The sequence below is a fragment of the Cellulomonas rhizosphaerae genome (assembly GCF_003470205.1).
GTDB lineage: Bacteria > Actinomycetota > Actinomycetes > Actinomycetales > Cellulomonadaceae > Cellulomonas > Cellulomonas rhizosphaerae.
The window spans coordinates 1-25,748 of the sequence record NZ_QWKP01000208.1; the positions used below are offsets into that span (position 1 = coordinate 1).

Annotated in this window: 25 protein-coding genes, 2 tRNA genes and 2 pseudogenes; 11 read left to right on the forward strand and 18 right to left on the reverse strand. The window is 72.6% G+C overall.

The window, feature by feature from the left end; genetic code table 11:
• Positions 1-266: pseudogene (locus D1825_RS12505) on the reverse strand (peptidase M13); the annotation flags it as partial.
• Positions 267-324: 58 nt separating this feature from the next.
• Between D1825_RS12505 and D1825_RS12510 the strand changes: the two are divergent.
• On the forward strand, positions 325-774 hold the full coding sequence (locus D1825_RS12510) for a ribose-5-phosphate isomerase (RefSeq protein ID WP_118767747.1): 450 nt from the start codon (positions 325-327) through the stop codon (positions 772-774).
• On the opposite strand, the gene D1825_RS12515 is transcribed toward D1825_RS12510, so the two are convergent.
• The 8 genes from D1825_RS12515 to D1825_RS12550 all read right to left on the reverse strand — a co-directional run bounded on the left by D1825_RS12515 (position 771) and on the right by D1825_RS12550 (position 7,424).
• A complete protein-coding gene (locus tag D1825_RS12515; RefSeq protein ID WP_118767748.1) occupies positions 771-2,033 on the reverse strand; it encodes a GNAT family N-acetyltransferase in 1,263 nt (420 codons plus the stop codon). The genes D1825_RS12510 and D1825_RS12515 overlap by 4 nt on opposite strands.
• Before the next feature lie 33 nt (positions 2,034-2,066).
• Positions 2,067-2,402 carry an MGMT family protein gene (locus D1825_RS12520; protein WP_118767749.1) on the reverse strand — a complete coding sequence of 112 codons (336 nt, stop codon included), beginning with the start codon at positions 2,400-2,402 and terminating at the stop codon, positions 2,067-2,069.
• A gap of 6 nt (positions 2,403-2,408) precedes the next feature.
• Positions 2,409-3,443, reverse strand: a complete 1,035-nt coding sequence (locus tag D1825_RS12525) for an LLM class F420-dependent oxidoreductase (RefSeq protein ID WP_118767784.1) — start codon at positions 3,441-3,443, stop codon at positions 2,409-2,411.
• Between the two features lie 70 nt (positions 3,444-3,513).
• On the reverse strand, positions 3,514-4,488 hold the full coding sequence (locus D1825_RS12530; protein WP_118767750.1) for a DUF1648 domain-containing protein: 975 nt from the start codon (positions 4,486-4,488) through the stop codon (positions 3,514-3,516).
• Positions 4,485-4,832, reverse strand: coding sequence for a GntR family transcriptional regulator (locus D1825_RS12535; protein ID WP_118767751.1), 348 nt, complete (start codon positions 4,830-4,832; stop codon positions 4,485-4,487). Before D1825_RS12535 ends, D1825_RS12530 begins: the two co-directional genes overlap by 4 nt.
• A gap of 187 nt (positions 4,833-5,019) precedes the next feature.
• The gene (epsC, locus tag D1825_RS12540) at positions 5,020-5,604 is read right to left on the reverse strand and encodes a serine O-acetyltransferase EpsC (protein WP_118767752.1); all 585 of its coding nucleotides are present in this window, start codon (positions 5,602-5,604) and stop codon (positions 5,020-5,022) included.
• Between the two features lie 82 nt (positions 5,605-5,686).
• Positions 5,687-6,622, reverse strand: a complete 936-nt coding sequence (gene cysK / locus D1825_RS12545; RefSeq protein WP_118767753.1) for a cysteine synthase A — start codon at positions 6,620-6,622, stop codon at positions 5,687-5,689.
• Positions 6,623-7,061: 439 nt separating this feature from the next.
• Positions 7,062-7,424 (reverse strand): PASTA domain-containing protein, encoded by a 363-nt coding sequence (locus D1825_RS12550; protein ID WP_118767754.1) that lies wholly within the window; start codon positions 7,422-7,424, stop codon positions 7,062-7,064.
• Between the two features lie 295 nt (positions 7,425-7,719).
• Between D1825_RS12550 and D1825_RS18820 the strand changes: the two are divergent.
• The 3 genes and pseudogenes from D1825_RS18820 to D1825_RS12565 all read left to right on the forward strand — a co-directional run bounded on the left by D1825_RS18820 (position 7,720) and on the right by D1825_RS12565 (position 10,030).
• Positions 7,720-8,120 (forward strand): annotated as a pseudogene (locus D1825_RS18820) (iron chelate uptake ABC transporter family permease subunit).
• The gene (locus D1825_RS12560) at positions 8,117-8,653 is read left to right on the forward strand and encodes an ATP-binding cassette domain-containing protein (RefSeq protein WP_199721582.1); all 537 of its coding nucleotides are present in this window, start codon (positions 8,117-8,119) and stop codon (positions 8,651-8,653) included. The pseudogene D1825_RS18820 and the gene D1825_RS12560 overlap by 4 nt, the downstream one beginning before the upstream one ends.
• Before the next feature lie 129 nt (positions 8,654-8,782).
• Complete coding sequence (locus tag D1825_RS12565) at positions 8,783-10,030, forward strand: peptidoglycan DD-metalloendopeptidase family protein (protein ID WP_118767756.1); 1,248 nt, start codon at positions 8,783-8,785, stop codon at positions 10,028-10,030.
• A gap of 3 nt (positions 10,031-10,033) precedes the next feature.
• On the opposite strand, the gene D1825_RS18455 is transcribed toward D1825_RS12565, so the two are convergent.
• The 6 genes from D1825_RS18455 to D1825_RS12590 form a co-directional block, all read right to left on the reverse strand.
• On the reverse strand, positions 10,034-10,207 hold the full coding sequence (locus D1825_RS18455) for a hypothetical protein (protein ID WP_199721583.1): 174 nt from the start codon (positions 10,205-10,207) through the stop codon (positions 10,034-10,036).
• 78 nt (positions 10,208-10,285) lie between these two features.
• Entirely contained in the window at positions 10,286-10,645 is a 360-nt protein-coding gene (locus tag D1825_RS12570) for a YciI family protein (RefSeq protein ID WP_118767757.1), read from the reverse strand.
• Between the two features lie 77 nt (positions 10,646-10,722).
• Positions 10,723-11,814 carry a DNA glycosylase AlkZ-like family protein gene (locus D1825_RS12575; RefSeq protein WP_118767758.1) on the reverse strand — a complete coding sequence of 364 codons (1,092 nt, stop codon included), beginning with the start codon at positions 11,812-11,814 and terminating at the stop codon, positions 10,723-10,725.
• Positions 11,815-11,846: 32 nt separating this feature from the next.
• The gene (locus D1825_RS12580; RefSeq protein ID WP_118767759.1) at positions 11,847-12,572 is read right to left on the reverse strand and encodes a MerR family transcriptional regulator; all 726 of its coding nucleotides are present in this window, start codon (positions 12,570-12,572) and stop codon (positions 11,847-11,849) included.
• 62 nt (positions 12,573-12,634) lie between these two features.
• Entirely contained in the window at positions 12,635-15,085 is a 2,451-nt protein-coding gene (locus D1825_RS12585; protein WP_118767760.1) for an Ig-like domain-containing protein, read from the reverse strand.
• A gap of 99 nt (positions 15,086-15,184) precedes the next feature.
• Positions 15,185-15,255 (reverse strand) — tRNA-Gly (locus D1825_RS12590).
• 104 nt (positions 15,256-15,359) lie between these two features.
• On the opposite strand from D1825_RS12590, the gene D1825_RS12595 reads away from it, so the two are divergent.
• Positions 15,360-15,433, forward strand: a tRNA-Pro gene (locus tag D1825_RS12595).
• A gap of 15 nt (positions 15,434-15,448) precedes the next feature.
• Here the strand turns inward: D1825_RS12595 and D1825_RS12600 are convergent.
• A complete protein-coding gene (locus D1825_RS12600; protein ID WP_118767761.1) occupies positions 15,449-17,125 on the reverse strand; it encodes an AMP-binding protein in 1,677 nt (558 codons plus the stop codon).
• Between the two features lie 195 nt (positions 17,126-17,320).
• Between D1825_RS12600 and tig the strand changes: the two genes are divergently transcribed.
• The 5 genes from tig to D1825_RS12625 all read left to right on the forward strand — a co-directional run bounded on the left by tig (position 17,321) and on the right by D1825_RS12625 (position 22,143).
• Positions 17,321-18,718, forward strand: coding sequence for a trigger factor (gene tig, locus D1825_RS12605; protein ID WP_118767762.1), 1,398 nt, complete (start codon positions 17,321-17,323; stop codon positions 18,716-18,718).
• 236 nt (positions 18,719-18,954) lie between these two features.
• Positions 18,955-19,551 carry an ATP-dependent Clp protease proteolytic subunit gene (locus D1825_RS12610; RefSeq protein ID WP_118767785.1) on the forward strand — a complete coding sequence of 199 codons (597 nt, stop codon included), beginning with the start codon at positions 18,955-18,957 and terminating at the stop codon, positions 19,549-19,551.
• A gap of 33 nt (positions 19,552-19,584) precedes the next feature.
• Positions 19,585-20,307, forward strand: a complete 723-nt coding sequence (locus tag D1825_RS12615; RefSeq protein ID WP_118767763.1) for an ATP-dependent Clp protease proteolytic subunit — start codon at positions 19,585-19,587, stop codon at positions 20,305-20,307.
• Between the two features lie 209 nt (positions 20,308-20,516).
• A complete protein-coding gene (clpX, locus tag D1825_RS12620) occupies positions 20,517-21,797 on the forward strand; it encodes an ATP-dependent Clp protease ATP-binding subunit ClpX (protein ID WP_118767764.1) in 1,281 nt (426 codons plus the stop codon).
• 31 nt (positions 21,798-21,828) lie between these two features.
• On the forward strand, positions 21,829-22,143 hold the full coding sequence (locus D1825_RS12625) for a chorismate mutase (RefSeq protein ID WP_118767765.1): 315 nt from the start codon (positions 21,829-21,831) through the stop codon (positions 22,141-22,143).
• Here D1825_RS12625 and D1825_RS12630 read toward each other — a convergent pair.
• Positions 22,138-22,596 (reverse strand): GNAT family N-acetyltransferase, encoded by a 459-nt coding sequence (locus D1825_RS12630; protein ID WP_233549886.1) that lies wholly within the window; start codon positions 22,594-22,596, stop codon positions 22,138-22,140. The two genes, D1825_RS12625 and D1825_RS12630, sit on opposite strands and share 6 nt — an antisense overlap.
• 146 nt (positions 22,597-22,742) lie before the next feature.
• Here D1825_RS12630 and D1825_RS12635 point away from each other — a divergent pair, with 146 nt between their 5' ends.
• Positions 22,743-23,936 (forward strand): baeRF2 domain-containing protein, encoded by a 1,194-nt coding sequence (locus tag D1825_RS12635; protein WP_118767766.1) that lies wholly within the window; start codon positions 22,743-22,745, stop codon positions 23,934-23,936.
• Position 23,937: 1 nt separating this feature from the next.
• On the opposite strand, the gene D1825_RS12640 is transcribed toward D1825_RS12635, so the two are convergent.
• A complete protein-coding gene (locus D1825_RS12640) occupies positions 23,938-25,746 on the reverse strand; it encodes an AMP-dependent synthetase/ligase (RefSeq protein ID WP_118767767.1) in 1,809 nt (602 codons plus the stop codon).
• Positions 25,747-25,748: the final 2 nt, after the last annotated feature.

Consider the following 25,748-nt stretch of genomic DNA (forward strand, 5'->3'; position numbering starts at 1 on the left):
TCGACGGCGTCGGTGTCCATGAAGCTCGCGTAGACCGCGCCGATCTTCGCGGCGACGCCCTCGGCGTCGTCCGTCGCGCTGTCGGTGATGATGTCGCGGACGTGCTCCTCCGCCTGGTCGTGCAGCGCGCGGAACGAGCCGTCCATGGCGCGGTCCGCGGGAATCTCGTGGGAGTCGATCCACCGGCCGTTGACGTGCCGGAACAGGTCGTCCTGGGGGCGGGTGTCGGGGTCGATGGCGCTGAGGTCGATGCCGCTTCGAGTCATGACCACAGCCTACGGACGCACGCCGACATGTGCGGTCGACCTGCGGCAGGATGGGGCCATGCGCATCCACATCGGTTCCGACCACGCCGGTTACGAGCTCAAGTCCGCCCTCGTCGAGCACCTGCGTGCCGCCGGCCACGACGTCGTGGACCACGGCGCGCACGAGTACGACGCGCAGGACGACTACCCGCCGTTCTGCCTCGAGACCGGCGAGGCCGTCGTCGCGGACCCCGGCTCGCTCGGCGTCGTCATCGGCGGCTCGGGCAACGGCGAGCAGATCGCGGCCAACAAGGTCGACGGCGTGCGCGCCGCGCTCGCCTGGAACCTCGACACCGCGCGGCTCGGCCGCCAGCACAACGACGCGAACGTCGTCGCCGTGGGCGCCCGCCAGCATTCGGTCGACGAGGCCACCGCGCTGGTCGACGCGTTCGTCGCCGAGCCCTTCAGCGGCGACCCGCGCCACCAGCGCCGCATCGACCTGCTGACGGCGTACGAGCGCTCCCGCTAGAACACCCAGCTGCACACGGGCGCGACGGGCCAGGCGAACGCGGCCCCCGCGGCCAGCGCTGCGCCGGCACGGTGCTCGACGACGAGCCCCGCACCCGCCAGCGCGGTGAGCGAGCGGCCGCCGAGGTAGGCAGCACCGAGCTCGCGCACGTCCACGCTCAGGTCCGGTTCGGCGTCGGAGGCCTCGACCCGAGCGGCGTACGTGCCGTCGTCGGCGCGCTCGCCCGTGACCAGGCGCCACGCGCGGGCGTTGGCGGGCAGGCGCGCGTCGGCCACGTCGAGGACCACGTCGAGCGGCGCGCTGTACCGGCGGCCCGCGAGCGCCGCGGGCACGTCGAGGATGCGGACCCAGACGTTGTCGTTGAGGCGAGGGACGGCCGCGCGGACGTCGACGAGCAGCTGGAGCAGCGCGTCGTCGGCCGGCAGCATGCCGCTCTCGACCTCGCTGGTCAGGTCGAGGTCGAGCAGGAACGACCACAGGCGGTGCGTCGCTGCGGCGTCGACGGCGACGGCCTCGCGGATCTTGACGGGGTAGCGCGGGCCGGGGTCGGCCCAGACCTCCTTGCGGCGCAGCAGCGCGTACGCGCGCGGGTCGCCGGTCGCGTCCCGCACGACGACGATGCGCAGCGGCTCGGCGCCGTCGCGCCAGGCGGGCGGGTCGTTGAGCGTGCGGAGCGCGTCGGTGGTGCGCAGCACCCAGCCCGGGCGGCCCGCGCCCGCGCGACGGTGGACGTCCTGGACCAGGTCGGTGTGGCGCTCCCGGTCGACCGTGTCGAACGTGACCGTGAGGTCCTCGGTGCCCGGGACGTCGCGCAGCGCGGCCCCGCGCGGGATCTTGAGGCGCACGTCGTCGGCCGCCGACCCGTACCCGAACCGGCCGTAGATCGCGGGCTCGGCGGCGAACAGCGCGGACACGGGCTCGCCACGGCCCAGGGCGCGCTCGAAGTGGGTCGCGATCATCGAGGTCAGCAGCCCACGCCGCCGCTCGTCGGGCCGCGCGCCCACCCAGGTCAGTCCGGCGCACGGAACCGTGGCGCCGGGGACGGGCAGGGTGAACGCGTACGACGAGTGCACGGCGGCGAGCACGCCGTCGGGCCGCTCGACGGCCATCGTGCGGTCCCACTCGAGGGTCGTGGGGACGATCGCGCGGGTCTCGGGCGACGGCTCGAACGCGAACGCGAGCTGGTCGACGTCCCGGAACTCGTCCTCGCGCTCCGCGGGGACGGAGACGGTGCGGTAGCCGGCGGGCAGCGGTGTCATGGCTGCCATCGTGCCGCGCGTCCCGGACCGGGCCTAGTCGATTTCGTCGGGGAACCAGATCGCCTGGCGCAGCCGCACGCGGGCCCCGTCGGCACTCCGCGGCGTGCCCTCGGCGACCAGCTGCTCCATCGCGCGCGCCAGGTGCCGGGCCGGCGGGTTGCCCGACGCGTTGACCACGCGCCACCACGGCACGCCGCTGCCGGCCTGCGCCAGCACGGCACCGACCTGCCGCGGGCCTCCTCGCCGGGGCAGGCCCGCGGCCTCGAAGCCGTCGGACACGACCTCGGCGATCAACCCGTAGGTCATCGCCCGACCGGGCGGGATGCTCTCGACGAGGTCGAGCACCGCCTCCGCGTAGTCGTCGTCCACGTGCCCTCAGTCCTCGGCGAACAGTCCTGCGATCGTCGGCAGGGTACGCGGGTCGCCCTGCACGAGCATCGTGGTGACCGCGGTGGAGCGCCAGGCGGGCAGCTGTGCCCGGATGTCGTCGGGCGTCCCGACGAGCGCCACGTCCCGGATCAGCTCGATCGGCACGGCTGCCGCGGCACGCGCCTTGTCCCCGGCCAGGTAGTGGGCCTGGATCTCGTCGCACGCGTCGGAGTAGCCGAGCCGGTCGAGCACGTTGCGGTGGAAGTTGGCCCCCTTGGCGCCCATGCCGCCCGCGTACAGGGCGACGAACGGGCGGATCGAGTCGGCCGCGCTCTCGACGTCCGTACCGAGCACGACAGGAACCGCCGCCGTGATCTCGAACTCTGCGGGGTCGCTCAGTCCCGCCTGCCGCACCGCGAAGCCCTCGGCGAGCAGCGCGCGGTACTCGTCGTCCATCCGCGGCGAGTAGAACATCGGCAGCCAGCCGTCGGCGATCTCCGCCGACATCGCGATGTTCTTGGGTCCCTCGGCGGCCAGGTGGATCGGCAGGTCGGCGCGCAGCGGGTGGACCGTGGAGCGCAGCGGCTTGCCCAGGTGGGTGCCGCCGTCCAGGGGGAGCTGGAAGAACTCGCCGTCGTAGGTCACGGGCGCCTCGCGCGCGAGCACCTGGCGCACGATCGCGACGTACTCACGCGTGCGGGCCAAAGGCTTGGGGTACGGCTGGCCGTACCAGCCCTCGACGACCTGCGGGCCGGAGGCGCCCAGGCCCAGGACGAACCGGCCGCCCGAGAGGTGGTCGAGCGTGAGGGCCGCCATGGCGGCAGCCGTCGGCGTGCGCGCGGACAGCTGCGCGATGGCCGTGCCGAGGCGGATCCGCTCCGTGCGCGAGCCCCACCACGCCAGCGGGGTCAGCGCGTCCGAGCCGTAGGCCTCCGCGGTCCAGACCGAGTCGAAGCCCAGCTGCTCGGCAGCGAGGACGGTCTCCTGCGCGCCGACCGGGGGGCCGGCCGACCAGTAGCCCATGTAGTAGCCCAGACGCACGACGACCTCCATCTCGACGCGTCGGCGGTGACGCGAGCGCCCAGGCTATCGGGTGGTTACTCGCGAGTAGCTATCTCCGCGCGCGCGCCCGGTCGGCGAGCGTGTTGAGCAGTGCGGCGCCGGTCGCGGCGTCGTCGACGGTGATGACCGCGACGCGGTCGCCCGTGCGGCGCACCTCGAGCGCGTCGCCGCCGCGCAGGACGATGCCCGTCCGGCCGCCGCGGCCGAGCCGGTAGCCCCAGCCGCCGAAGTCCTTGACGGGGTGGACGGTCGCCACGCCCGCCTCGACGACCTCGTCGAGGGGGACGCTCAGCGTCGGCCAGCCGAGCAGGCTGCGCGCGACCAGCCCGCGCTCGTCGACGCTCACGTCGAAAGCGACCATCGTGAGCAGCAGGACGGCCAGAGCCAGCGCCAGCAGGCCGAGTGGCCACACACGCGTCACGACCGTGAGCACCAGGACGACGAGGACGGCGGCGATCCCCACGACGAGCGTGGTGCGGGAGAAGGCGCTGCGACGCCAGGCGGCGCGCTCGGTGCTGCCGAGCGTCAGGCGCGGCGCGTCGGCGGCGATCGGCTGCGTCGCGGGTTGGTCGCCGTCGCCGGGTGTCACGACCGCGGCCAGGGCGCCCAGCGCGAGGCCCGCGACGATCGCCACCAGCAGGGTGGTGGTGATGCCCGGGGCCTGGGTGGCGTCGGTCAGCCCGCGCTGCGCGTCGAGCGACCCGAGCAGGATGACCGCGAGAAGCGCCGACATCCCGAGGCTCGAGCCCGCCGCGATCCGCCGGGTCGACGACGCGTGACCGGCGAGGAACGCGAGCGCCCAGCTGCCGATCGCGAGGAGCGCGCCGACGACGAGCATCGGCACGATCGCCGAGGCCAGCGAGCCGAAGCCGTCGGGCCCGTCGGTGCCCCAGTGCACGGCGACCGGGTCGGGCAGCTGGTCCGACCAGCTCACGGCCACGAGCGCGGCGACGCCGAGGATGACGAGCGGGGCGACCAGCGTGATCAGCGTCGTCGCGACGCGGTGGGGGACCGGGGTCCTCATCGCAGAGCCTCCTTGAGCAGGGCCACCGCGGTGGCCGGTGGGATGTCGAGCCGGCGGGTCGTCGCGACGAGCGCGCTGATCGCCTCGTGCAGCGGGCCGTGGTCCGGGGCGCTCGCGACGACCGCGCCGCGGCCGCGCCGCAGCTCGATCACGCCGTCGGCGCGCAGCTCCTGGTACGCGCGCAGGACCGTGTGCAGGTTGACGTCGAGCGACTCGGCCAGGTCCCGCGCCGAGGGCAGCCGCGTCCCGACGGGCAGCTCCCCGCGGGCGACGAGCGCGCGCACCTGCCCGCCGATCTGCTCGAAGAGCGGCTCGGCCGACGAGGGATCAATCCGCAGCAGCACGTGATCACTCTACTTGTTAGCACGCAACTAGAACAAGTTGCGAACCCGGGACGCAAGTAATTCGGCGAGCAGGTGTTTGCGCACGCCTCGGGCGGCGGAACCGTGCGCAATGACCTGTTCGCCGGGGCCGGGGGCCGGGCCCGGGGGCCGGGGGCCGGGGCCGGGGCCGGGGCCGCGGCGGGGGCGGCTAGATGTAGATGGCCGGGTCGTCGATCTCGGCGTCGAAGGGGGCCGTTGTCGGGCGGAGGCGGATCTTGGCGGGGACGCCGACCGCGATGCCGTTCGGGGGGACGTCGTGGATGACCACGGCGTTCGCGCCGATCTGCGCGCCGTCGCCGATCCAGACGGGCCCGAGGACCTTGGCGCCCGCGCCGACCACGACGTTGTCGCCGAGCGTGGGGTGACGCTTGCCGTGCCGCATGGACTTGCCGCCGAGGGTCGAGCCGTGGAACAGGACCACGTCGTTGCCCACCTCGGCCGTCTCGCCGATGACCACGCCCATGCCGTGGTCGATGAACAGGCGGCGTCCCAGCCGCGCGCCCGGGTGGATCTCGATGCCGGTCAGCGCTCGCACGAACTGCGAGAGCAGGCGGGCCGGCAGCCGCAGCGACGGCGTGCGCCACATGTGGTGGGCCAGCCGGTAGGTCCAGACCGCGTGCACTCCCGGGTACGCCAGGGCGACCTCGAGCAGCGAGCGCGCGGCGGGGTCGCGGCGGCGTGCGGCGTCGAGGTCCTCCCGGAGCGTGGCGAGGAGGTGCTGCGGGTCGGACATGGTGTCTCGGTTCTGTGGAGCGGGTAGGGGACGCCGCGTCCCGGGCCCGCGCGGTGCGCGCGGGCACGGGACCAGTGCGTGATCAGTCGAGCAGGTCCGCGTAGAGGATCGTCGACAGGTAGCGCTCGCCGAACGACGGGATGATCGCGACGATCAGCTTGCCCGCGTTCTCGGGACGCTCCGCCAGCTGCTTGGCGGCGTAGAGCGCGGCGCCCGACGAGATGCCGACGAGCAGGCCCTCCTCGGCGGCGGCGCGACGGGCGTAGGTCACGGCCGTCTCGGCGTCGACGTCGATGACCTCGTCGTACACCGTGGTGTCGAGGATCTCTGGCACGAAGTTGGCGCCGATGCCCTGGATCTTGTGCGGGCCGGGCTGGCCACCGTTGAGGATCGGCGACTCGGCCGGCTCGACGGCGACGATCTGGATGCCGGGCTTGCGCTCCTTGAGCACCTGGCCGACGCCCGTGATGGTGCCGCCCGTGCCGATGCCGGCGACGAGGATGTCGATCTCGCCGTCGGTGTCGGCCCAGATCTCCTCGGCCGTCGTCCTGCGGTGGATCGCCGGGTTGGCCTCGTTGGCGAACTGGCGGGCCAGGATGGCGCCCGGGCGCTCGGCGACGACCTCGTCGGCCTTGTTCACCGCGCCCTTCATGCCCTCGGAGGCGGGCGTGAGGATGAGCTCGGCGCCGAAGGCGCGCAGCAGGGCGCGGCGCTCCTTGGACATCGACTCGGGCATCGTCAGGACGACGTCGTAGCCGCGTGCCGCGCCGACGAAGGCCAGGGCGATGCCGGTGTTGCCCGACGTGGCCTCGACGATCGTGCCGCCGGGCTTGAGGTCACCCGACGCCTCGGCGGCGTCGATGATCGCGACGCCGATGCGGTCCTTGACCGAGTTGGCGGGGTTGTAGAACTCGAGCTTGCCGACGACCGTCGCGGGGGCGCCGTCGGTGATCTTGTTGATGCGGACCAGCGGGGTGTTGCCGACCAGCGCGGTCGCGTCGTCGTAGATGCGTGCCATGGTTCCTCTTCGGTCGAGCCGCCGTCGACGACGGCGTGCGGGGGACTGCCTGACGGGTGCCGCGTCCCGGGTGGGAGTGGCGTGGTGGGGGACCCTCACGCGATGGCGAGGGACGGGGCGAGCACTGGCGACGGCGCCCGCCCGGTCAGGGGCTGCGCGCGTGCTGGAGCGGCCAGCGCTCTACAGACAGCGACAACAGGGCGCGAGCAGGGCGCGCGGGGAGGTGGCGGGGGCGGCAGTGTGCACGCGCATCGCTCGAGTCCTCCGAGACCGGGGTGGTCGGATGCGGCCGTGGGTACGGACCGCGATCGACCCTGACGCTAGCCGCAACGCCGGGGGGTGCGCAAAGCATCCCCACCAGGCGGACGCCCGCGGGTGACCAGCGGGAACGACGAAGGCCCGCACCCGAACGGGTGCGGGCCTTGCGCAGCGATCAGCTTCAGATCTTGCGGACGGTGAGCTTGACGGCGCTGCCCACAGGGACGGTGCCGGTCTCGGGGTCCTGCGCGACGACGAGCCACTTGGCGCCGTCCTCGCCGATCACGACGCCCTTGCCGTCCTCGTCGACGATGTTCGTCGTCAGGCCGAGCAGGTCGAAGGTGCCTTGTGCCGCGTCGACGGTCAGGTTCGTCTGCGAGATGACCTCGACCTCGGTCGGGGCGGCGGTCGTCTCGGCGGCCGAGGCGGACGAGGCGGACGTCGACGGCGAAGCGGCCGAGTCGGAGGAGTCGTCCGAGCAGCCGGCGAGCAGCAGGCTCGACGCGAGCAGCGCAGCGGCAGTCAGGGTGATGGTCTTCTTCATGGTGGGAGGCCCCCAGGTCGATCTGATGTCGGTCGTTGCCCCGCGTCGGGGCGTCCCCGGGCGGCATGGGCCCGGCGTGCCGCGAACCCGCAGGTCCACGACGTGAGTGCGGCGACGAGGACGTCACCGGATGTGCCTGATCGACCGTACGTCCGATCACCCGCACGGGGGCTACCTATTTAGGGCGATCTGTGACAAGTGCGACAGCGACGAAGATCACTTTCGCCGGGCAATCGAGCGCGCAGCCGCTGGTCGGGACGGGCTTGACCCGCCCTCGGCCGATCCATAGGTCCTGCTGCCGGTCGCCGCGCTGCTCGGGCGGCGGCTGAGCGTCCTCGAGCTCGGGGACGACACGGGGACGACACGGCCCCGCGGGCTGGTGCTCGACGTCGAGGCGCACCGCCGGCTGCTCATGCTCGTGGCGGTCGTCCTCGTCGCGCTCGCCACGGCCGCAGCCGGCCCGGTCGCTTTCGTCGCGCTCATGGCCGGCCCGCTCGCAGCCCGGCTCCTGGCCGCGCGGGATCGGGCATCGTCGCGTCGGCCTGCGTCGGCGCGCTCATCGTCCTCGTCGCCGACCTGCTCGCCCAGCACGCGCTGCGCACCCCCTTGTCCACCGGCGTCGTCACGGGGCTCATCGGCGCCCCGTACCTCGTCTGGCTGCTGATCACTACCAACCGGAGCGGAGCCGGCGGATGACCGCGCACCACACCCTCGACGTCGTCGACCTGCGTCTGGGCTACGACGGCCCCGACGTCGTCCCCGGCCTCACGACCATCCCGACCGGCGCCGTGACGGCCATCATCGGGGCCAACGCGAGCGGGAAGTCCACGCTGCTGCGGGGGATGGCCCGCCTGCTCGCGCCGCGCGGGGGCCGGGTGCTGCTCGACGGCGCCTCGGTCCACGCGATGCGCAGCACGCAGGTCGCCAAGGTCATGGGACTGCTGCCGCGGTCGCCCGTCGCGCCCGACGGGATCACCGTGGGGGACCTCGTCGCGCGCGGCCGCTACCCGCACCAAGGCTGGTTCCGGCACTGGACGGCGGCCGACGACCTTCCTCGACGTCAACTTCCAGGTCGAGGTGCTCGACCTGCTCACCGGCAGGCCGACGTGATCGACGCCGACGTCATCGCCGAGGTGTTCGACCTGCGCTGCGACGTGCAGGTCGACCCGCGCTCCGGGAGGCCGATGATCGTGCCTGTCGGTCGCCACCACGCGGGGGTTCGGGCCTGACCCTCGACGTCTCACCGCAATTCGGTCACGCTGAGGGCTCAGGCTCGTGCCCATGGCAACCGATAAGTCGGTGGGACCCGGACGAGCGATGCCGGTGCCAGCACCGTTCGTCGATCTTGGAGTGATGCCATGAGCCCCCGCCCCGCAACCCGAGCACTGCTGCGGATCGGGGCGGCCGCCGGCGCCGGCGTCCTGCTCGCGAGCCTCGCGCTGTCGCCCGCGCAGGCGGCCACCGCGACGCCCAAGCCGGCGCCGAGCGCGACGGCGCCCGCGACGCCCAAGCCCACCGCGACCGCGACGCCGAAGCCCACCGCGACCGCGACGCCGAAGCCCACCGCGACTGCGACGCCCAAGCCCACCGCGACTGCGACGCCCAAGCCCACCGCGACTGCGACGCCGAAGCCCACGGCCACCGCGACGCCCAAGCCGACCCCGACCCCGACGGCCACCCCCAAGCCCCCGGCCATCCCCAAGAAGCTGACCCAGGCGAAGACCGACGGCGGCACCACGGTCGTCCTCCCGCTGGTCGCCAAGACGTACACGATCACCTCCGCGTACGGCGCGCGGTGCATCCCGGTCCGCGGCGGCTCGACGTTCCACTACGGGCTCGACCAGGCGGTCGCCGACGGCACGCCGATCTACGCGGTCGCCTCGGGCACGGTCTCCTCGGTCGTCGCGCCGCGCAACGGCGCGGCCGGCTACGTCTCGGTCCGCAGCGTGATCGACGGCCAGGTGACCTACATCGGCTACGTGCACATGTGGAACCCGGGCAAGTACGTGAAGCTCGGCCAGGCCGTCTCGGTCGGCCAGCACATCGCCGACGTCGGCGCCTCCGGCCCGGCCACCGGCCCGCACCTGCACCTCGAGGTCTGGCAGAACGCGTTCTACGGCTGGGGCACGGCGGTCGACCCCGCCAAGTGGCTCGCGGCCCGGCACCTGCCGGTGGTCTCGCTCGCCAAGGCGTACCGCGCGGCCGCCGCGCCGACGAAGTGCACGTACTACCCGACGTACGGCCTGCGCGTCCGCTCGGGCCCGTCGACCTCGGACAAGATCCTCAAGACGGTCCCGGCGAACACGACGCTGGCGAACAAGCCCGGCGTGAAGATCAACCGCTTCATCCCCGTGACGGTCACCACCGCGTCGGGGAAGAAGATCTCCGGCTGGGTCTCGAGCGACTACATCAGCCAGTACAAGACGTACTCGCTGGCGAAGAAGGCCACGGTCCGCGCCCGGGCGACGAGCGCCTCGGCGCGGGTCGCGACGGTCTCTGCCGGGCGCCAGGTGACGCTGCTCGGGAAGTCGGGGAAGTGGAGCCACGTGCGGGTCGCGGGCTACACGGGGTGGGTGCCGACGAAGTCGGTGCGAGCCGGCCTGTAGCGGTCAGCTGTCGCAGGAGCAGACGAGGTTCCGCTCCAGCACCACGTCGCCGAGGTCCGGCTGGGCCCAGGCCTCCGCCGCGGCGCGGTCCGCGAACGAGCGGGGTGCGAGCCGCCCGTCGGCCAGCATCACGACGGCCTCGATCTGCTCGCGGGGATCGGTCCACGTCACGCTCATCTGCTGCTCTCCTCCGGTTCGCTGTCCCTCGGTACAACCGTGCCCGGGCGCCGTTTGTGCCGTCGCCCGGGCGCGCACTCACGACGAGTGGTCGATCGTCGGACGGATCTCGGCGGTCTCGGTGAGCGTGTCCGCGACGAGCCGCACCAGCGCGTCCAGGTCGGCTGTCCGCACGACGTAGAAGCCGCCGAGCTGCTCGACCGCCTCGGTGAACGGGCCGTCCGTCACCTCGGCCGGACGTCCGGCACCCCGGCGCACGATGCGGGCGGTGCTCGCGTATGCCAGCTCCTCGCCCGCAAGGATCTCGTGCCCGCCGTCCTTGCACAGCGCGGAGAAGGACCGGTGGCTCGCGTCGAGCGCCGCCAGCGACGCCTCGTCGCGCGCCGCCCACTCGCTCTCGTCGCCGTGCAGCAGCACCACGTAGGTCGCGGTCGTCATGTCATGCCCCTCTCGTCGGTGCGGCCCACCGTGGCCCGCTGATCCCATGACGTGCCGCCGTCGGGCGATCGACACTGCTACGCGGGCAGCACCAGGTCGAGCTCGAGCCACGCGGCCAGGTCGGCGATCTCGCGGTGCACCGCCTTCGACACCCGGGCGCTGAACGGATCGTCCTCGTGCACGGCGCGCACGCGCAGCACGCCGGACTTGGTGTCGGCGCGGGCGTCGAGCTTCCCGACGAGGCGGTCGCCATTCAGGATCGGGAGCGCGTAGTAGCCCCACCGCCGCTGCGCCTCGGGCTTGTACATCTCCAGGATGTACTCGTACTCGAACAGGTCGCCCATGCGCTTGCGGTCGCTGATCAGGCGGTCGAAGGGGGACAGGAGCGCGGCCCGGCCGCGGAACGGCTGGTCGAGGTACGACGGGTCGACGCGCCACTCGCCGCGGACCCCCTCGACCACCGCGGCCTCGCCCGCGTCGTTGACGTCGAGCGGCTCGCCGGGGGTGGCCGGGCCGCGCGCGCGGGCGATGCCGAGCGCGCTCAGCCGCCGCTGGTCGCGGCGGGCCCGGGCCTCGTCGGCCGGGATCGGGTCGTCGTCGTCCGGGTAGACGCGCTCGGCCAGGTCCCAGAGCCGGTCACGTCCCCGGCCGCCGGCGGCCGCGACCTCGCCGCGCTGGACCAGCAGGTCGAGCATCATCCGCACGTTGCGGTCGTCGTTCCAGCCGCTCGACCTCCACGGCCGCACGCACGTGTCGGGCAGCTCGCTCGTCGGCAGCGGACCGTCGCGGCGCAGGCGGTCGAGGATGCCGAGCCGGCACGCGCGGTTGTCCTCGACCCACTGCCCGAGGCTCGTCTGCCACTCGCCGACGCCCGGCCAGGCGGCCATCTCCGCGCGCAGCAGCGCGACGTCCTCGGCGACCCGGACCATGCCGCGGTACTCGACGAGCCGGAGCTCGTCCATCGCGTCGCGCAGGTCCCGCGGGTCGTACGTCGGCCCCAGCCGGCTGAACAGCACGAGGTCCGCGCTCGGCGCGACCGCACTCGTCGGCTCGAGCTGCAGGAGGCCGACCGCGCGCACCGCGTCGATCAGGCTGGCGGGTCGCTCGGCCGTGAGGCGCTGCGCGCGGATCGCCACGCGGCGCGCGTCAGTGCGGCTGAGCTGGTGCATGACGAGAGCCTAGGAGCCCCCGCCCACACGCGTCAGCCCTGGTACAACCAGACGACGTTCGCGTCCGGGTCGCGCACGGCCGAGGACCGCGGCATGCCCTGCGACTCGTGCGGCCCGAGCACCTCGGCGGCCCCGGCGTCGAGCGCCCGGCGGTGCGCGGCGTCCAGGTCGTCGACCAGAAGCCCGATCGTCGCGGGGCCGGCCGCACCCGGGTAGTCCGCGGTCTGCAGGTGGACCAGGAAGAAGTCGCTCTCGCCGTACCGCCCGAACATGAACCCGGAGAAGTCCTCGTCGGCCGTCCGCTGCGTGACGTCGTCGTCGAACCCGAACGCGTCGATGTAGAACGCGGCCGCCGCGTCCTGGTCGCTCACGAGCAGCTTGATCTGCACCGGCCGTGCCCCGGCAGGCGGCCCGCTCGTCGGCAGCCCGTCGGACGCGAACCGCTCCGTGTCGCCGATGCTCGCAGCGATGCGTGACCGCTCGCGCTCGAGCCGCGCGCGGTGCGCCTCGAACACCGCGGCCGCGCCGGCGGGGTCGTCGAGCACCGTGCGGGTGTCGTCGATCGACAGGTCGGTCCAGCGCAGCGAGCGGATCTGCCGCGCCCGCTCGAGCTGGTCGGCGCGGTACCAGCGGTACCCGGTCGACTCGTCGACGCGTGCGGGTACGAGCAGGCCCACGTCGTCGTAGTGCCGCAGCGTGTGCACGGACAGGCCGCACAGGCGCCCGAACCGACCGATGGGGATCTCGTCGATGTCCACGGGAAGAACTGTGGACCCTCGGGTTGCCCGAGGGTCAAGCCCGTGCGTGGCCCGCGTGCCTGTCAGTGCCGGGTGCGACGTGCCAGGTGAACCCCCGTCGCTCCGAGGACGAGCAGCGCGCCTGCGAGCAGCCCGAGCGGGAGCACCTCGCTGCCAGTCGTCGGCAGGTCGCCGGGCGTCGGTGGCGCCGTCGATGTCGGAGTGGGAGTGGGAGTGGGCGTCGTCGGCGTGGGTGTCGGTGTCGGCGTCGGCGTCGGTGTCGGTGGGATCACGGCGGGTCGGACCGTGATCGTCACCGTCGCGTCGTCGCACAGTACGGGGGTGCCGTCGTCGCACACGATCACGTCGAACGTGTCCGTGCCCACGAACCCGGCGTCCGGCGTGTACGTGTACGTCCCGTCCGGCCGGACGGCCGCCGATCCGTGGCTCGGGGCTCGCAGCGCGGTGACGGTCAGGGTCTGTCCGACGTCGGGATCGGAGGTCTCGACCGTGCCCGCGACCGCGCGACCCTCGGTCGTGCTGACCGCGTCGTCCTGCGCGACCGGTGGAAGGTTGCTCGGGGGTGCGACGGTCACCGTGACCTGCGCCTGGGCGCACACGTCCGGGTCCTGGGTCGAGCAGATCTGGTAGTCGAACGTGTCCTGGCCGGTGAAGCCCGGATCGGGCGTGTAGACGACCTGTCCGTCGCCCGTGACGACCACGCCCCCGTTTGCGGGTGGGGTGGTGATCGTGGGTGGCGCGACCATCCCTCGGTCGTTGTCGACGATCGGGATCTGCACCGGCGTCCCCGGTGGGGTCGTCGCGGCGTCGTCGCGCGCGACCGGCAGGACGTGGATCGTGACCGTCGCCGAGTCGCACAGCCGCGGCACGCCGTTGTCGCAGACCTGGTACGTCAGAGTGTCCGTCCCCGTGAAACCGCGAGCGGGGAGATAGACCGTCGTCCCGTCCGGTCGGACCGTGGCGCGCCCGTGGTCGGGTCCGTCGGTCATCGTGTACGTGAGCTGTTGGTTCTCGTCGTCGTCGACGGCCGTGAGCACGCCGTTTACGGGAACGTTCACGCGAGTGGTGACCGTGGCGTCGGGCGCACGCGGGGGAGTGTTGTCCGGAAGGTCAGGCACGACGATCGTGCGGACCCTCGCTGCCGGGGACGTGCCGTTGTTGTTCGCGGGCTCCGGGTCCGCAGTAGCGGACGTGCCGGAAGCGACGTCGGTGAGGATGCCGCTGGCCGGCGCGGTCCCGCTCACCGTGAGCGTGCGGGTCTCGCCGGCCGCGACGGTGCCGAGGTCCCACGTGGCGTCCGACGCGTCGACGGTGCCGGGCGCGGACGCGACCGGGTCGACGAGGCTCGCCGGGATCGTGTCCGAGACCACGACGTCTGCCGCGTCGTCCGGACCGACGTTCGTGACCGTGATCGTGTACGTGACGGGAGCGCCGGCCAGGACGAATGCGGGCCCGGTCTTGGAGACCGCGAGGTCGGCGGACTTCGCGGTCGGCACGGGCAGGGTCGCGCACGACTCGGGTGCGTACCCGATCTCGGGTGGCGTGACCGTGCCGGCCACGACGTTGATCGTCGTGCCGCTGCTCTCGTCGAAGATCGGCCCGGTCCGCGTGGTGTCGTCGACCACGATCGGCTCGGCGGCCGAGGATCCGGTGAAGCTGCCCTGGTTCGTCGTCTGCGCCGTGAAGCGGTACTGGCCGAAGCCGGTGACCGCCCCGTCGTTGCGCAGGCTGGCACCCGTGGTGATGCCGGGGGTCGTCTGCGACCAGCCGGCGTTGTTCGTGAGGTCGCCGTTGATCTCGATGACGCCCGTGTTCAGCGCCGTCCCGTCGTTGAACATCGACGACTCGGCGCGCAGGACGCAGGCGTTGGTCAGGGACGACCCCGCGTTGATCTCGACGAGGCCGGTCGTCACCAGCAGACCCGAGTTGTCGACATCGCCGTCGGAGGCGAACGAGCCCGCGACGCGCATGACCCCGGAGTTGTCGGCCGACGTGCCCGAGTTGAGCGTCAGCTGGGCGAAGTTCGCGGTGCCCTCGTTCACGAAGGAGGTGCCAGCGGAGAGGGTCATCTCCGACGTGACGTTCCATGTGCCTCCCGCACGGTTCACGAGCACGGCGGCGCCGTTGGTGTTCAGCCCCGAAGCGATCGTCACCCGGCCGGAGCTGTCGAGCATGAACCCGGTGCTCGTGCTGAGCCCTGGGAGAGTGACCGTGCCCTGGCTGAGCACGTGCCCGGCAGCGTTGTTCATGTACGCCGGTGCGAAGGTGGCGCCGGCGGCGACGCAGACCGCGGCGCCCTCGTCGAACGCGTTGAGGCCGCCGGTGTACGTCCCGGCCACCAGGAGTGCGACGTCACCGGAGTGCAGGCTCACGGAGGCGTCGGACGACGCGCTCAGCGTCACGGTCGGGGCCGCGCACTCCGACGCGTAGTCGCCCGTCGGTTCGGCGAGTACGGGGGCCGCGACGGACGCGGCAAGGACGGTGGTCGCGGCGACGAGTGCCGCACGGCGCATCAACGGATACAAGAATGCCCCTCACGTGTCCTGGCCCCTGCGCCGTACGTGCTTCCTGCGGCTCGTCCCGCCGGGATTGCGGCGCGACGACTCCGATCGAGCGGACGACGGGAATCGAACCCGCGTAGCCAGTTTGGAAGACTGGGGCTCTACCATTGAGCTACGTCCGCACAGGTCCTGGCGCTGTACTGCCCAGGACCGCGGCACCCAGGGTACCGGGTGCGTGGGGGCGGTTCGTGCACCGGCCGGGCTCACGCCCGGACTCCGGTGTGCACGGGATGTGGCGCAGGTTGGTAGCGCGTCCGCTTTGGGAGCGGAAGGTCGTGGGTTCGAATCCCGCCATCCCGACTGTCTGACCGGGCGTCAGCGCGCGAGGTAGTCCTCGCGCACGACGCGCCGCAGCACCTTGCCGATGAGCGAGCGCGGCAGCTCGTCGAGCACCACGAGGTCGCGCGGCACCGCGTACTTCGCCACCCGCGGCGCGAGCCACGCACGGACCGACGCGAGGTCGACCGACGCGCCGGGCGAGAGCGTGACGGCCGCGACGACGTGCTCGCCGAGGTCGCCCGCCGGGACGCCGATCACGGCGACGTCGAGCACGCCGGGCATCGCGCGCAGCTGGTCCTCGACCTGCGAGGGGTACACCTTGAACCCGCCGGTCACGATCATCTCCTTGATGCGGTCGACGAGGACCACCATGCCGTCGTCGTCCATCCGCACGATGTCGCCCGTGCGCAGCCAGCCGCCCTCGAGCAGCTGCTCGGCGGTCTCCTCGCGGCGGTGCCAGTAGCCCGCGAACACCTGCGGGCCGTGGATGAGCAGCTCGCCCTCGTCGACCTCGCGCGTCGTGTCCTCCGGGTCGACGATCCGGATGTCCGTGCTCGGGAACGGCAGGCCGAGGGCGCCCGGCCGACGCGCGGGGGACAGGGGGCTGCCGAGCGCGACCGGCGAGGTCTCGGTCAGGCCGTAGCCCTCGACGACGTAGCCGCCGGTCAGCCGCTCCCAGCGCTGCGCCGTCGCGGCGGGCAGCGGCATCGCGCCGCTGATCGCGTAGCGGAACGACGTGAGGTCGGTCCCGCTCGTCTCCGCGGCCGCGGCGAGGCGGTCGAGCATGGGCGGGACCGCGGGCAGGAACGTGCCGGGCCGACGACGCTGCGCGGCGAGGACCTGCTCGGGGTCGAACTTGGGGAAGACGACCAGCGTCGCCCCGATGCGGCTCGCGTAGGTCAGGCACAGCGTGAGCCCGAACGCGTGGAAGAACGGCAGGACGCCGTAGATCGTCTCGGTGCCCTCCTCGGCCCCGGTCCACGCCTGGCCCTGCACGGCGTTCGCGACGAGGTTCGCGTGCGTGATCATCGCGCCCTTGGGCGTCCCCGTGGTGCCGCCCGTGTACTGGATGAGCGCGAGGTCGGCGGCGTCGGGCAGCGGGTACGCGTCGTCGAGGGGCGCGGTGCGGGCGACGAGGCGGTGCCAGGACGGGGTGCCCGCGGGGACGGGGCCGCGCAGGGCCTCGCGCGTGCGGCGCGCGGCGGGGACGGGCAGGCGCAGCGCGAGACGCGAGCGGCGGGGCAGGTCGGCGGACAGGTCGACCGCGACGACCGTGCGCACCGCGGTCTCGGCCTGGACCTGCAGGACGGCCTCGACGGCCTTCTCCCACACGATCGCGACGACCGCGCCGCTGTCGGCCAGCTGGTGCGCGAGCTCGCGGGCCGTGTAGGTGGGGTTGTGCTCGACGACGACGGCGCCGATCCGCAGCGCGGCGTGGAACGCGACGACGTGGGCCGCGCAGTTCGGCAGCGCGATCGCGACGCGGTCGCCCGAGCCGACGCCGAGGTCGACGAGCGCCTGGGCGCCGCGTGCCACCTCGTCGGCCAGCCCGGCGTACGTCGTCGTCGCGCCCAGGAAGTCCACGGCCACCCGCTGCGGCCACGCGGCCGCCGCGCGGGCGAGCGAGGAGGTGACGGGCTCGTCGGGAAGGTCGACGACGGCGGGCACGCCCGGTCCGTAGGACGCGTGCCACGGGCGAAGGAGGTCCGACATGACGCCACCGTAACCTACGCAACCGTAAGTTACTCGTGAGTAGCAACACAGGGAAGACGCCCGGTTTGGTGGGGGCAGGGGCCCGTGGCGTACCATCGAGGGTCGCTTGCGCGCCGATGATGTCGGCTGCGCGGCTCATCGTGCCAGCCGCCGGACTCGCCGGTGCAGGCCCCCGATCAGTTGGAGACCACTGAAGTGAAGAGCGCCGTCGAGACCCTGGAGCCCACCAAGGTCAAGCTGACCGTCGAGGTGACCTACGACGAGCTCAAGCCGAGCATCGCGCACGCCTACGAGCACATCGCGCAGGACGTGAACATCCCCGGCTTCCGCAAGGGCAAGGTCCCGCCGCGCATCATCGACCAGCGCATCGGCCGCCCCGCGGTCATCGAGCACGCCGTCAACGAGGGCCTGTCCGGCTTCTACGCCGAGGCCGTCCGTGACAACCAGCTGCGCCCGCTCGGCCAGCCCGAGGTCGAGGTCACCAAGGTCCCCGGCCTCGTCGCCGGCGACGAGGGCGAGCTGCACTTCTCGGCTGAGGTCGAGGTCCGCCCGGAGATCACGGTCCCCGAGCTCGACGGCCTGTCCGTCACGGTCGACGACCTCGAGGTCTCCGACGAGGACGTCGACGGCCGCCTGGACGCGCTGCGCGAGCGCTTCGGCTCGCTCGTGGGCGTCGACCGTCCCGCGGCCGAGGGCGACTTCGTCGTCATCGACCTGGTCGCCACGATCGGCGACGAGGAGGTCGACAACGTCTCCGGCGTGAGCTACCAGATCGGCTCGGGCAACATGCTCGAGGGCCTGGACGAGGCGCTGACCAGCCTGTCGAACGGCGAGACCACCACGTTCGTCACCAAGCTCGCCGGTGGCGAGCACGAGGGCGAGGACGCCCAGGTCACGGTCACCGCGACCACGGTCAAGGAGCGCCAGCTGCCCGAGGCCGACGACGAGTTCGCGCAGCTCGCCTCGGAGTTCGACACGCTCGAGGAGCTCACGGCGGACCTGCGCGAGCAGGCGTCGAAGATCAAGGCGTCCAACCAGGCCGTCCAGGCCCGCGACCTGCTGCTCGAGCAGCTCCTCGCGGCGACCGAGATCCCCGTCCCGGCCGGCGTCATCGAGGCCGAGGTGCACCGCCACCTCGAGGGTGAGGGTCGCCTCGAGGACGACGTGCACCGTGCCGAGGTCGGCGAGCAGGCGGAGACGGCGCTGCGCAACCAGATCCTGCTCGACACGCTCGCTGAGCAGCTCGAGGTCAAGGTCTCGCAGGGCGAGCTCGTCGACTACCTCGTGAGCGCGTCGCGCCAGTACGGCGTGGACCCGAACACGTTCATCCAGAGCCTGGACCAGAACGGCCAGATCCCGGCCATGGTCGCCGAGGTCGCGCGCTCCAAGGCGCTCGCCATCGCGCTGCGCCGCGTCGCGGTCGTCGACGCCGCCGGCACGGCCGTCGACCTGTCCGAGTTCATCGGCACGGACGAGGACGACGCCGCCGAGGCCGCCGCCGAGCAGGCCGCCGCCGAGGTCGTGACCGACTCCGCCACCGACATCTCGTCGGTCGCCGCTGGCTCGGACACCGAGGACGACGTCAAGGCCTGACGCACCGACCGGAGGGGCCCCGCCGCAGCTGCGGTGAGGGCCCCTTCGTCGTCCGTGGGGAGCGTGCTGCGCCGTCAGCGAAAACGGCCCCGAGCGGGACTGGGAGCGCCCCGTGCTCGCGTTAGGGTCACTGCAGCGCGAGAGGCGGACCGCCCAGGTCGGCCCCACGCACCGCAGGACAGAGAACGACGCAGCCGCCAGACGAAGGAGCCTTCGTGAACCAGAACGTGCCGGCGATGGCCCGGAACGACTCCCCGGCCTTCGGCCTCAACGACAGCATCTACAACCGACTGCTGCGCGAGCGCATCATCTGGCTCGGCTCCGAGGTCCGTGACGAGAACGCGAACGCGATCTGCGCGCAGATGATGCTGCTCGCCGCGGAAGACCCGGACAAGGACATCTTCCTGTACATCAACTCGCCCGGCGGATCGATCACCGCGGGCATGGCGATCTACGACACCATGCAGTACATCCAGCCCGACGTCGCCACGGTGGCCATGGGCATGGCGGCCTCGATGGGGCAGTTCCTGCTCTCGTCGGGAGCCAAGGGCAAGCGCTACGCGACGCCCCACGCCCGCGTGATGATGCACCAGCCCTCGGGCGGCATCGGCGGCACGGCCACCGACGTCCGCATCAACGCCCAGCTCATCCTGCACATGAAGACTGTGCTGGCCGAGCTGATCGCCGAGCAGACCGGCAAGGACGTCGAGCAGATCCACGCCGACTCGGACCGCGACCGCTGGTTCACGGCACCCGAGGCGCTCGAGTACGGGTTCATCGACCACGTCGTGGAGTCGGCCGGATCCGTCGCCGGCGGCGGCGGCACGGCCTGAGCCCCCTGACACCGAGACGCTGAGGAGAATCACGTGAGCACCGAGTCCCAGTTCATCGCCCGCGCGGGCCGGCTCGCCGGTCCGTCCGGGTTCGGTGGGTTCGCACCCACCGCACCGTCGTCGCGCTACGTCCTGCCGCAGTTCGAGGAGCGCACCGCCTACGGCTTCAAGCGCCAGGACCCGTACACCAAGCTGTTCGAGGACCGCATCGTGTTCCTCGGCGTGCAGGTGGACGACGCCTCGGCCGACGACGTCATGGCGCAGCTCCTCGTGCTCGAGGGCACGGACCCCGAGCGCGACATCACCATCTACATCAACTCGCCCGGTGGCTCGTTCACGGCCCTGACGGCCATCTACGACACCATGCAGTACATCAAGCCGGAGATCATGACGGTCTGCCTCGGCCAGGCGGCCTCCGCCGCTGCCGTGCTGCTCGCCGCCGGCTCGCCGGGCAAGCGCCTGGCGCTGCCCAACGCGCGCGTGCTGATCCACCAGCCCGCGATGGAGGGCGGCGGCTACGCGCAGGCCTCCGACATCGAGATCCACGCCAACGAGCTCATCCGCATGCGGGAGTGGCTCGAGGAGACGCTCGCGCACCACACGGGCCGCGACCTCGAGCAGGTCCGCAAGGACATCGAGCGCGACAAGATCCTCACCGCCAAGCAGGCGCACGAGTACGGGATCGTCGACCAGGTGCTCGCCAGCCGCAAGGGTGTGCGGGCCACGACCGTCGAGCCGTCGCAGATCGAGGCGTGACCTCGTCCTAGCTCCGAGCGTGCGGTCCGGACCAGCGTCCGGGCCGCACGCTGGAGTTTTCAGCCAGGTTGGAGCAGACACGCCGCGCCCGACGACGGGGTACGGCTGACATCGCGCCCGTCGTGGTGTGCAATGGGGTTGGGCGCCCCCGATGCCGGGGGCCAGACGCACCGTCCGTCCGGGCGGGGCACAGATCGAAGGGACACGACGTGGCGCGAATCGGGGACGGGGCCGATCTCCTCAAGTGCTCGTTCTGCGGCAAGTCCCAGAAGCAGGTCAAGAAGCTCATCGCGGGCCCGGGCGTCTACATCTGCGACGAGTGCATCGAGCTGTGCAACGAGATCATCGAGGAGGAGCTCGCCGAGGCCACGGAGGTCGGCCTGGTCGACCTGCCGAAGCCGAAGGAGATCTTCGAGTTCCTCGAGAACTACATCATCGGCCAGGAGTCCGCGAAGCGGGCGCTGTCGGTCGCGGTGTACAACCACTACAAGCGCATCCAGGCCGGTGAGGGACTCCGCACCACCACCGAGGACCACATCGAGATCGCGAAGTCGAACATCCTGCTCGTCGGCCCCACGGGCACGGGCAAGACGTACCTCGCGCAGACCCTGGCCCGCATGCTCAACGTCCCGTTCGCAATCGCGGACGCCACGGCCCTCACCGAGGCGGGCTACGTCGGCGAGGACGTCGAGAACATCCTGCTCAAGCTCATCCAGGCCGCCGACTACGACGTCAAGAAGGCCGAGTCGGGCATCATCTACATCGACGAGATCGACAAGATCGCCCGCAAGAGCGAGAACCCGTCGATCACGCGGGACGTCTCCGGCGAGGGCGTGCAGCAGGCGCTGCTCAAGATCATCGAGGGCACCACGGCCTCGGTGCCCCCGCAGGGCGGGCGCAAGCACCCGCACCAGGAGTTCATCCAGATCGACACGACCAACGTGCTGTTCATCGTCGCCGGTGCGTTTGCCGGCCTCGACGACATCATCGCGGCGCGTGCCCGCAAGCGGGTCGTCGGGTTCGGCGCACCGCTGGTCGAGGCGCACGACGAGGGCGACCTGTTCTCCGAGGTGCGCCCCGAGGACCTGCAGAAGTACGGCCTGATCCCCGAGTTCATCGGTCGTCTGCCGGTCGTGGCCGCGGTCAACCGCCTCGACCAGGACGCGCTCGTCCGCATCCTCACCGAGCCGCGCAACGCGCTGGTCAAGCAGTACCAGCGGATGTTCCAGATCGACGGCGTCGAGCTCGAGTTCGACGACGAGGCCGTCGCCTCCATCGCGGACCTCGCGCTGCTGCGAGGGACGGGTGCGCGCGGTCTGCGGGCCATCCTCGAGGAAGTCCTGCAGCAGGTGATGTTCGAGGTGCCCAGCCGCGACGACGTGGCCCGGGTGCTCATCACGCGCGGCGTGGTGCTCGAGAACGTCAACCCGACGCTCGTGCCGCGGGACGTCCCGCGCGAGAAGCGACCGCCTCGCGAGAAGAGCGCCTGACCTCCAGCCGGTCACGCCTAGGATCGGCCCCGTGAGCGACCTGCCTGCCCCGATCCCCGCCGACCTCGCACGCCTGCGCGGCAGCATCGACAACATCGACGCCGCGCTGGTGCACCTGCTCGCGGAGCGGTTCAAGGCGACGCAGCAGGTGGGTCACCTCAAGGCGGCCCAGGGCCTGCCCGCGTCCGACCCGGGCCGCGAGGCCGAGCAGGTCGCGCGGCTGCGGGACCTCGCGCACCAGGCCGACCTGGACCCGGTGTTCGCGGAGAAGTTCCTCGCGTTCATCGTCAGCGAGGTCATCCGCCACCACGAGGAGATCGCGCAGGCATCGCGCGACGACTCATAGGGCCAGCTTGAAGCCCTCGTGCGACTGCTCGTAGCCGAGGGCGCGGTAGAACCTGTGCGCGTCGCCGCGGCGCTTGTCGGACGTGAGCTGCGCGAGCGCGCACCCGCGTTCGCGCCCGCGCCGGTGGGCCTCGTCCATCAGCAGGCGCCCGACACCGCGGCCTCGCAGCGTCGAGTCCACCCGGACGGCCTCGACGATCATGCGCGTGCTCGCCCCGCGCGAGATCGTCGGGACGAACGTGAGCTGCATCGTCGCGACCACCACGCCGTCGAGCTCCCCGACGACCAGCAGGTTGTTCGGGTCCGCGTCGATCGTCGCGAACGTTGCCTCGTACTCATCAAGCGAGGCACCCTCGCGACCTGCGCCGATGGCATCGTCGGTGAGCAGGGTGACGATGCGCGTCAGGTCGTCGCGCCGCGCGTCGCGGAAGGTCACGTCCAGGTGGGTGGGCACAGCCGTGCACGCTATCCCGACCTACGGATTCGGGGTGGCGCGCGACGGTCAGGTGGGCGAGGGTGGACGAGTCAGTTCCGGCCGGCCGACAGGGGACGGACGTGCCCGCGGTCGCCGGTGATCGCCGCTCCCGGAGGTGCTGCCCCATGGACCTGCACTGGCTCAAGCCGCTGCTCGGCCGCCCGTCCCCGTTCACGACCGTCTTCCTCGACGTGACCCGGGCGGAGGTGGCCGGAGAGGCCGAGGCGGCGGACCGGTGGAAGTCGCTGCGGCGCTCCCTCGAGCGCGACGGCGCGCCCGCGGCGGTGCTCGACGAGATCGGCGAGCTCATCGCCGTCCCGACAGGCGGCCGCGGCCCGCACGGCCGCGTGATCATCGCGGACGCCGAGGGTGTGCGCGTGGACCGCGTGCTGTCCGACCCGCCCGCCCAGTCGGTCGGCGTGCACGGCCCGCTGCCCGCACTGCTGCCCGCGATCCGGTCGGCCGACGAGGCCGTCACGGCACTGCTCGTCGTGACCGACCGCACGGGTGCCGACCTCACGCTGCGCTCGCTCGGTGCGGCGGCTGAGGGCGCCTCCGAGACCGAGGCGGTTGAGGGCGGCCACGACGACGTGCACAAGACCCGCGAGGGCGGCCTGGACCGCCGCAGCCAGACCCGCGCCGAGGACTCCTGGCAGCGCAACGCCGAGGCCGTGGCCGCCGAGGTGGACCGCCGCGTGCGGGAGAAGGCTCTCGACCTGGTGCTGCTGACCGGAGACACCCGGGCGGTCGGCTTCGTGCGCGACGCGCTGGGCCAGGAGGCGCGCGCGCTCCTCGTCGAGGTGGCCGGTGGCGGGCGCGGCGAAGGCGTGAACGCGGCGGCGTTCGAGGCGAAGGTGGCCGAGGCGGTCACGAAGTTCCGGGCAACGCGACGCAAGGCCGTGCTGGACCGGTTCGCGACCGCGCAGGGTCGCGGCGAGAACGCGGTCACCTCGCTGGACGACGTCGTCGAGGTGCTGCGGCGCGGCCAGGTCGCCGAGCTCGTGCTGCACGTCGACGCGCTGTCCGGGGCACTGGGGGAGCGCGAGCTGTTCGTCGGGCCCGGCCCGCTCGAGCTCGCGACGAGCGCCGAGGACCTCGCAGCGATCGGCGTCGAGGGCGAGGGCTCGCGCTACACCGCGGACATCGCGCTCGTGCGCGCCGCGCTCGGCCAGGAGGCGGGCGTGACGTTCGCGGAGGACGGCGCGGTCGACCTCGTCGACGGCGTCGGAGCGCTGCTGCGCTGGTCGGACGGCTCGACGCCGAGCGAGGCCGTGCCGACCCAGTCCGGCGACCAGGCCCGGCTGCGGACCGTGGTGTAGCTCAGTCGCCGTGGCGGGTGTCGACGTACAGCGCGTCGACCTCCGCCGCGTAGTCCTTGAGCACGAGCGCGCGCTTCACCTTCAGCGACGGCGTGAGGTAGCCGTTCTGCTCGGTGAAGTCGGTGTCGAGCACGCGGATCTTGCGGATCGACTCCGCGCGCGAGACGGCCTCGTTGGCGCGTGCGACCGCACGGTCGAGAGCCTCCAGCACCTGCGGGTCCTGACCGGCGGCGTGCGCGTCCATCGCGGGCAGGCCGTGGTTGGACAGCCAGCCCGGGAGCATCTCGGCGTCGAGGGTGACGAGCGCGCCGATGAACGGACGCTGGTCGCCGACCACGACGACCTGGCTCACGATCGGGTGGCCGCGCAGGCGGTCCTCGAGCTCTGCGGGGGCGACGTTCTTGCCGCCCGCCGTGACGATGAGCTCCTTGGTGCGGCCCGTGATGCGCAGGTAGCCGTCGTCGTCGAGCGTGCCGACGTCGCCGGTGCGGAACCAGCCGTCGACGAGGGCCTCGGCGGTGGCCTCGGGGTCGTGGCGGTAGCCGCGGAAGACGTGGGGGCCGGAGACCCAGATCTGGCCGTCGTCGTCGACGCGCAGCGCCGTGCCGGGGAACGCAGGGCCGACCGTGCCGACCTTCGTCAGGCCCGGGCGGTTGACCGTGGTCGGGGCGGTCGTCTCGGTGAGGCCGTAGCCCTCCAGGACGCGCACGCCGATGCCGCGGTAGAAGTGACCGAGCCGCTCGCCCAAGGGCGCACCGCCGGACACGGCCCACTCGCAGCGGCCGCCGAGCGCGGACCGCAGGCGCGCGTGCACGAGGCGGCTGGCCAGCGCGTGCCGGCTGCGCAGCGCGGCGCCGGGGCCCGCGGGGTCGTCCAGCGCACGGGAGTAGTCGACCGCGGCCTTGGCGGCCCAGCGGAACAGGCGGAGCTTCGCGCCCGAGCCCGCGGTCTGCTCGGCCGAGTTGTAGACCTTCTCGAACACGCGGGGCACCGCGAGCAGGAATGTGGGCTGGAACGAGGCGAGGTCGGCCAGGAGGTGCTTGGCGTCGGGCGCGTGGCCGAGCACCGCGCCCGAGGGCACGCACAGCACCTGGATGAACCGCGCGAAGACGTGCGCGAGCGGCATGAACAGCAGCGTGCGGGCGCCGGGTACCGCGCAGACGTCGCCGAGCCCGTCGACGCCCGCCTCCGCGAGGGCGACGAAGTTGCCGTGCGTGAGCTCGACGCCCTTGGGCCGACCGGTCGTGCCCGAGGTGTAGATGACCGTCGCGAGGTCGTCCATGCCCGCCAGGGCGCTCCGGCGCGCGATCTCGTCGTCCGCGACGCCCGCGCCCGCGGCGACCAGCGCGTCCAGCGCGCCCTCGTCGATCACGAGCACGTCGGTCAGCCCCGGCAGGTCGTCGCGGACCTGGGCCACGACGCGCGCGTGCGCGGGCGTCTCGACGACGGCGAGCTTGGCGCCCGTGTCGGCGGCGATCCAGCGCACCTGCTCGGCGGACGAGGTCTCGTAGACCGGCACGCCCACGGCGCCGGCGGCCCAGAGCGCGAAGTCGAGCACGGTCCACTCGTACCGGGTCCGGGACATGATCGCGACGCGGTCGCCGGGCTCGACGCCGCGCGCGACGAGGCCCTTGGCGACCGAGGTGACCTGCGTGGTGAACTCGGTGACGGTGACCGGCACCCACGCGTCACCCTCGTGGCGCTCGGAGAAGACGCCGTTCGGGTCGCGCGCGAGGCGCGCGGCGAGCATCCCGGGGATGCTGTCGCGCGGATCGGTCGTGACGGTCGTGGGGGAGGAGAACTCACGCATGG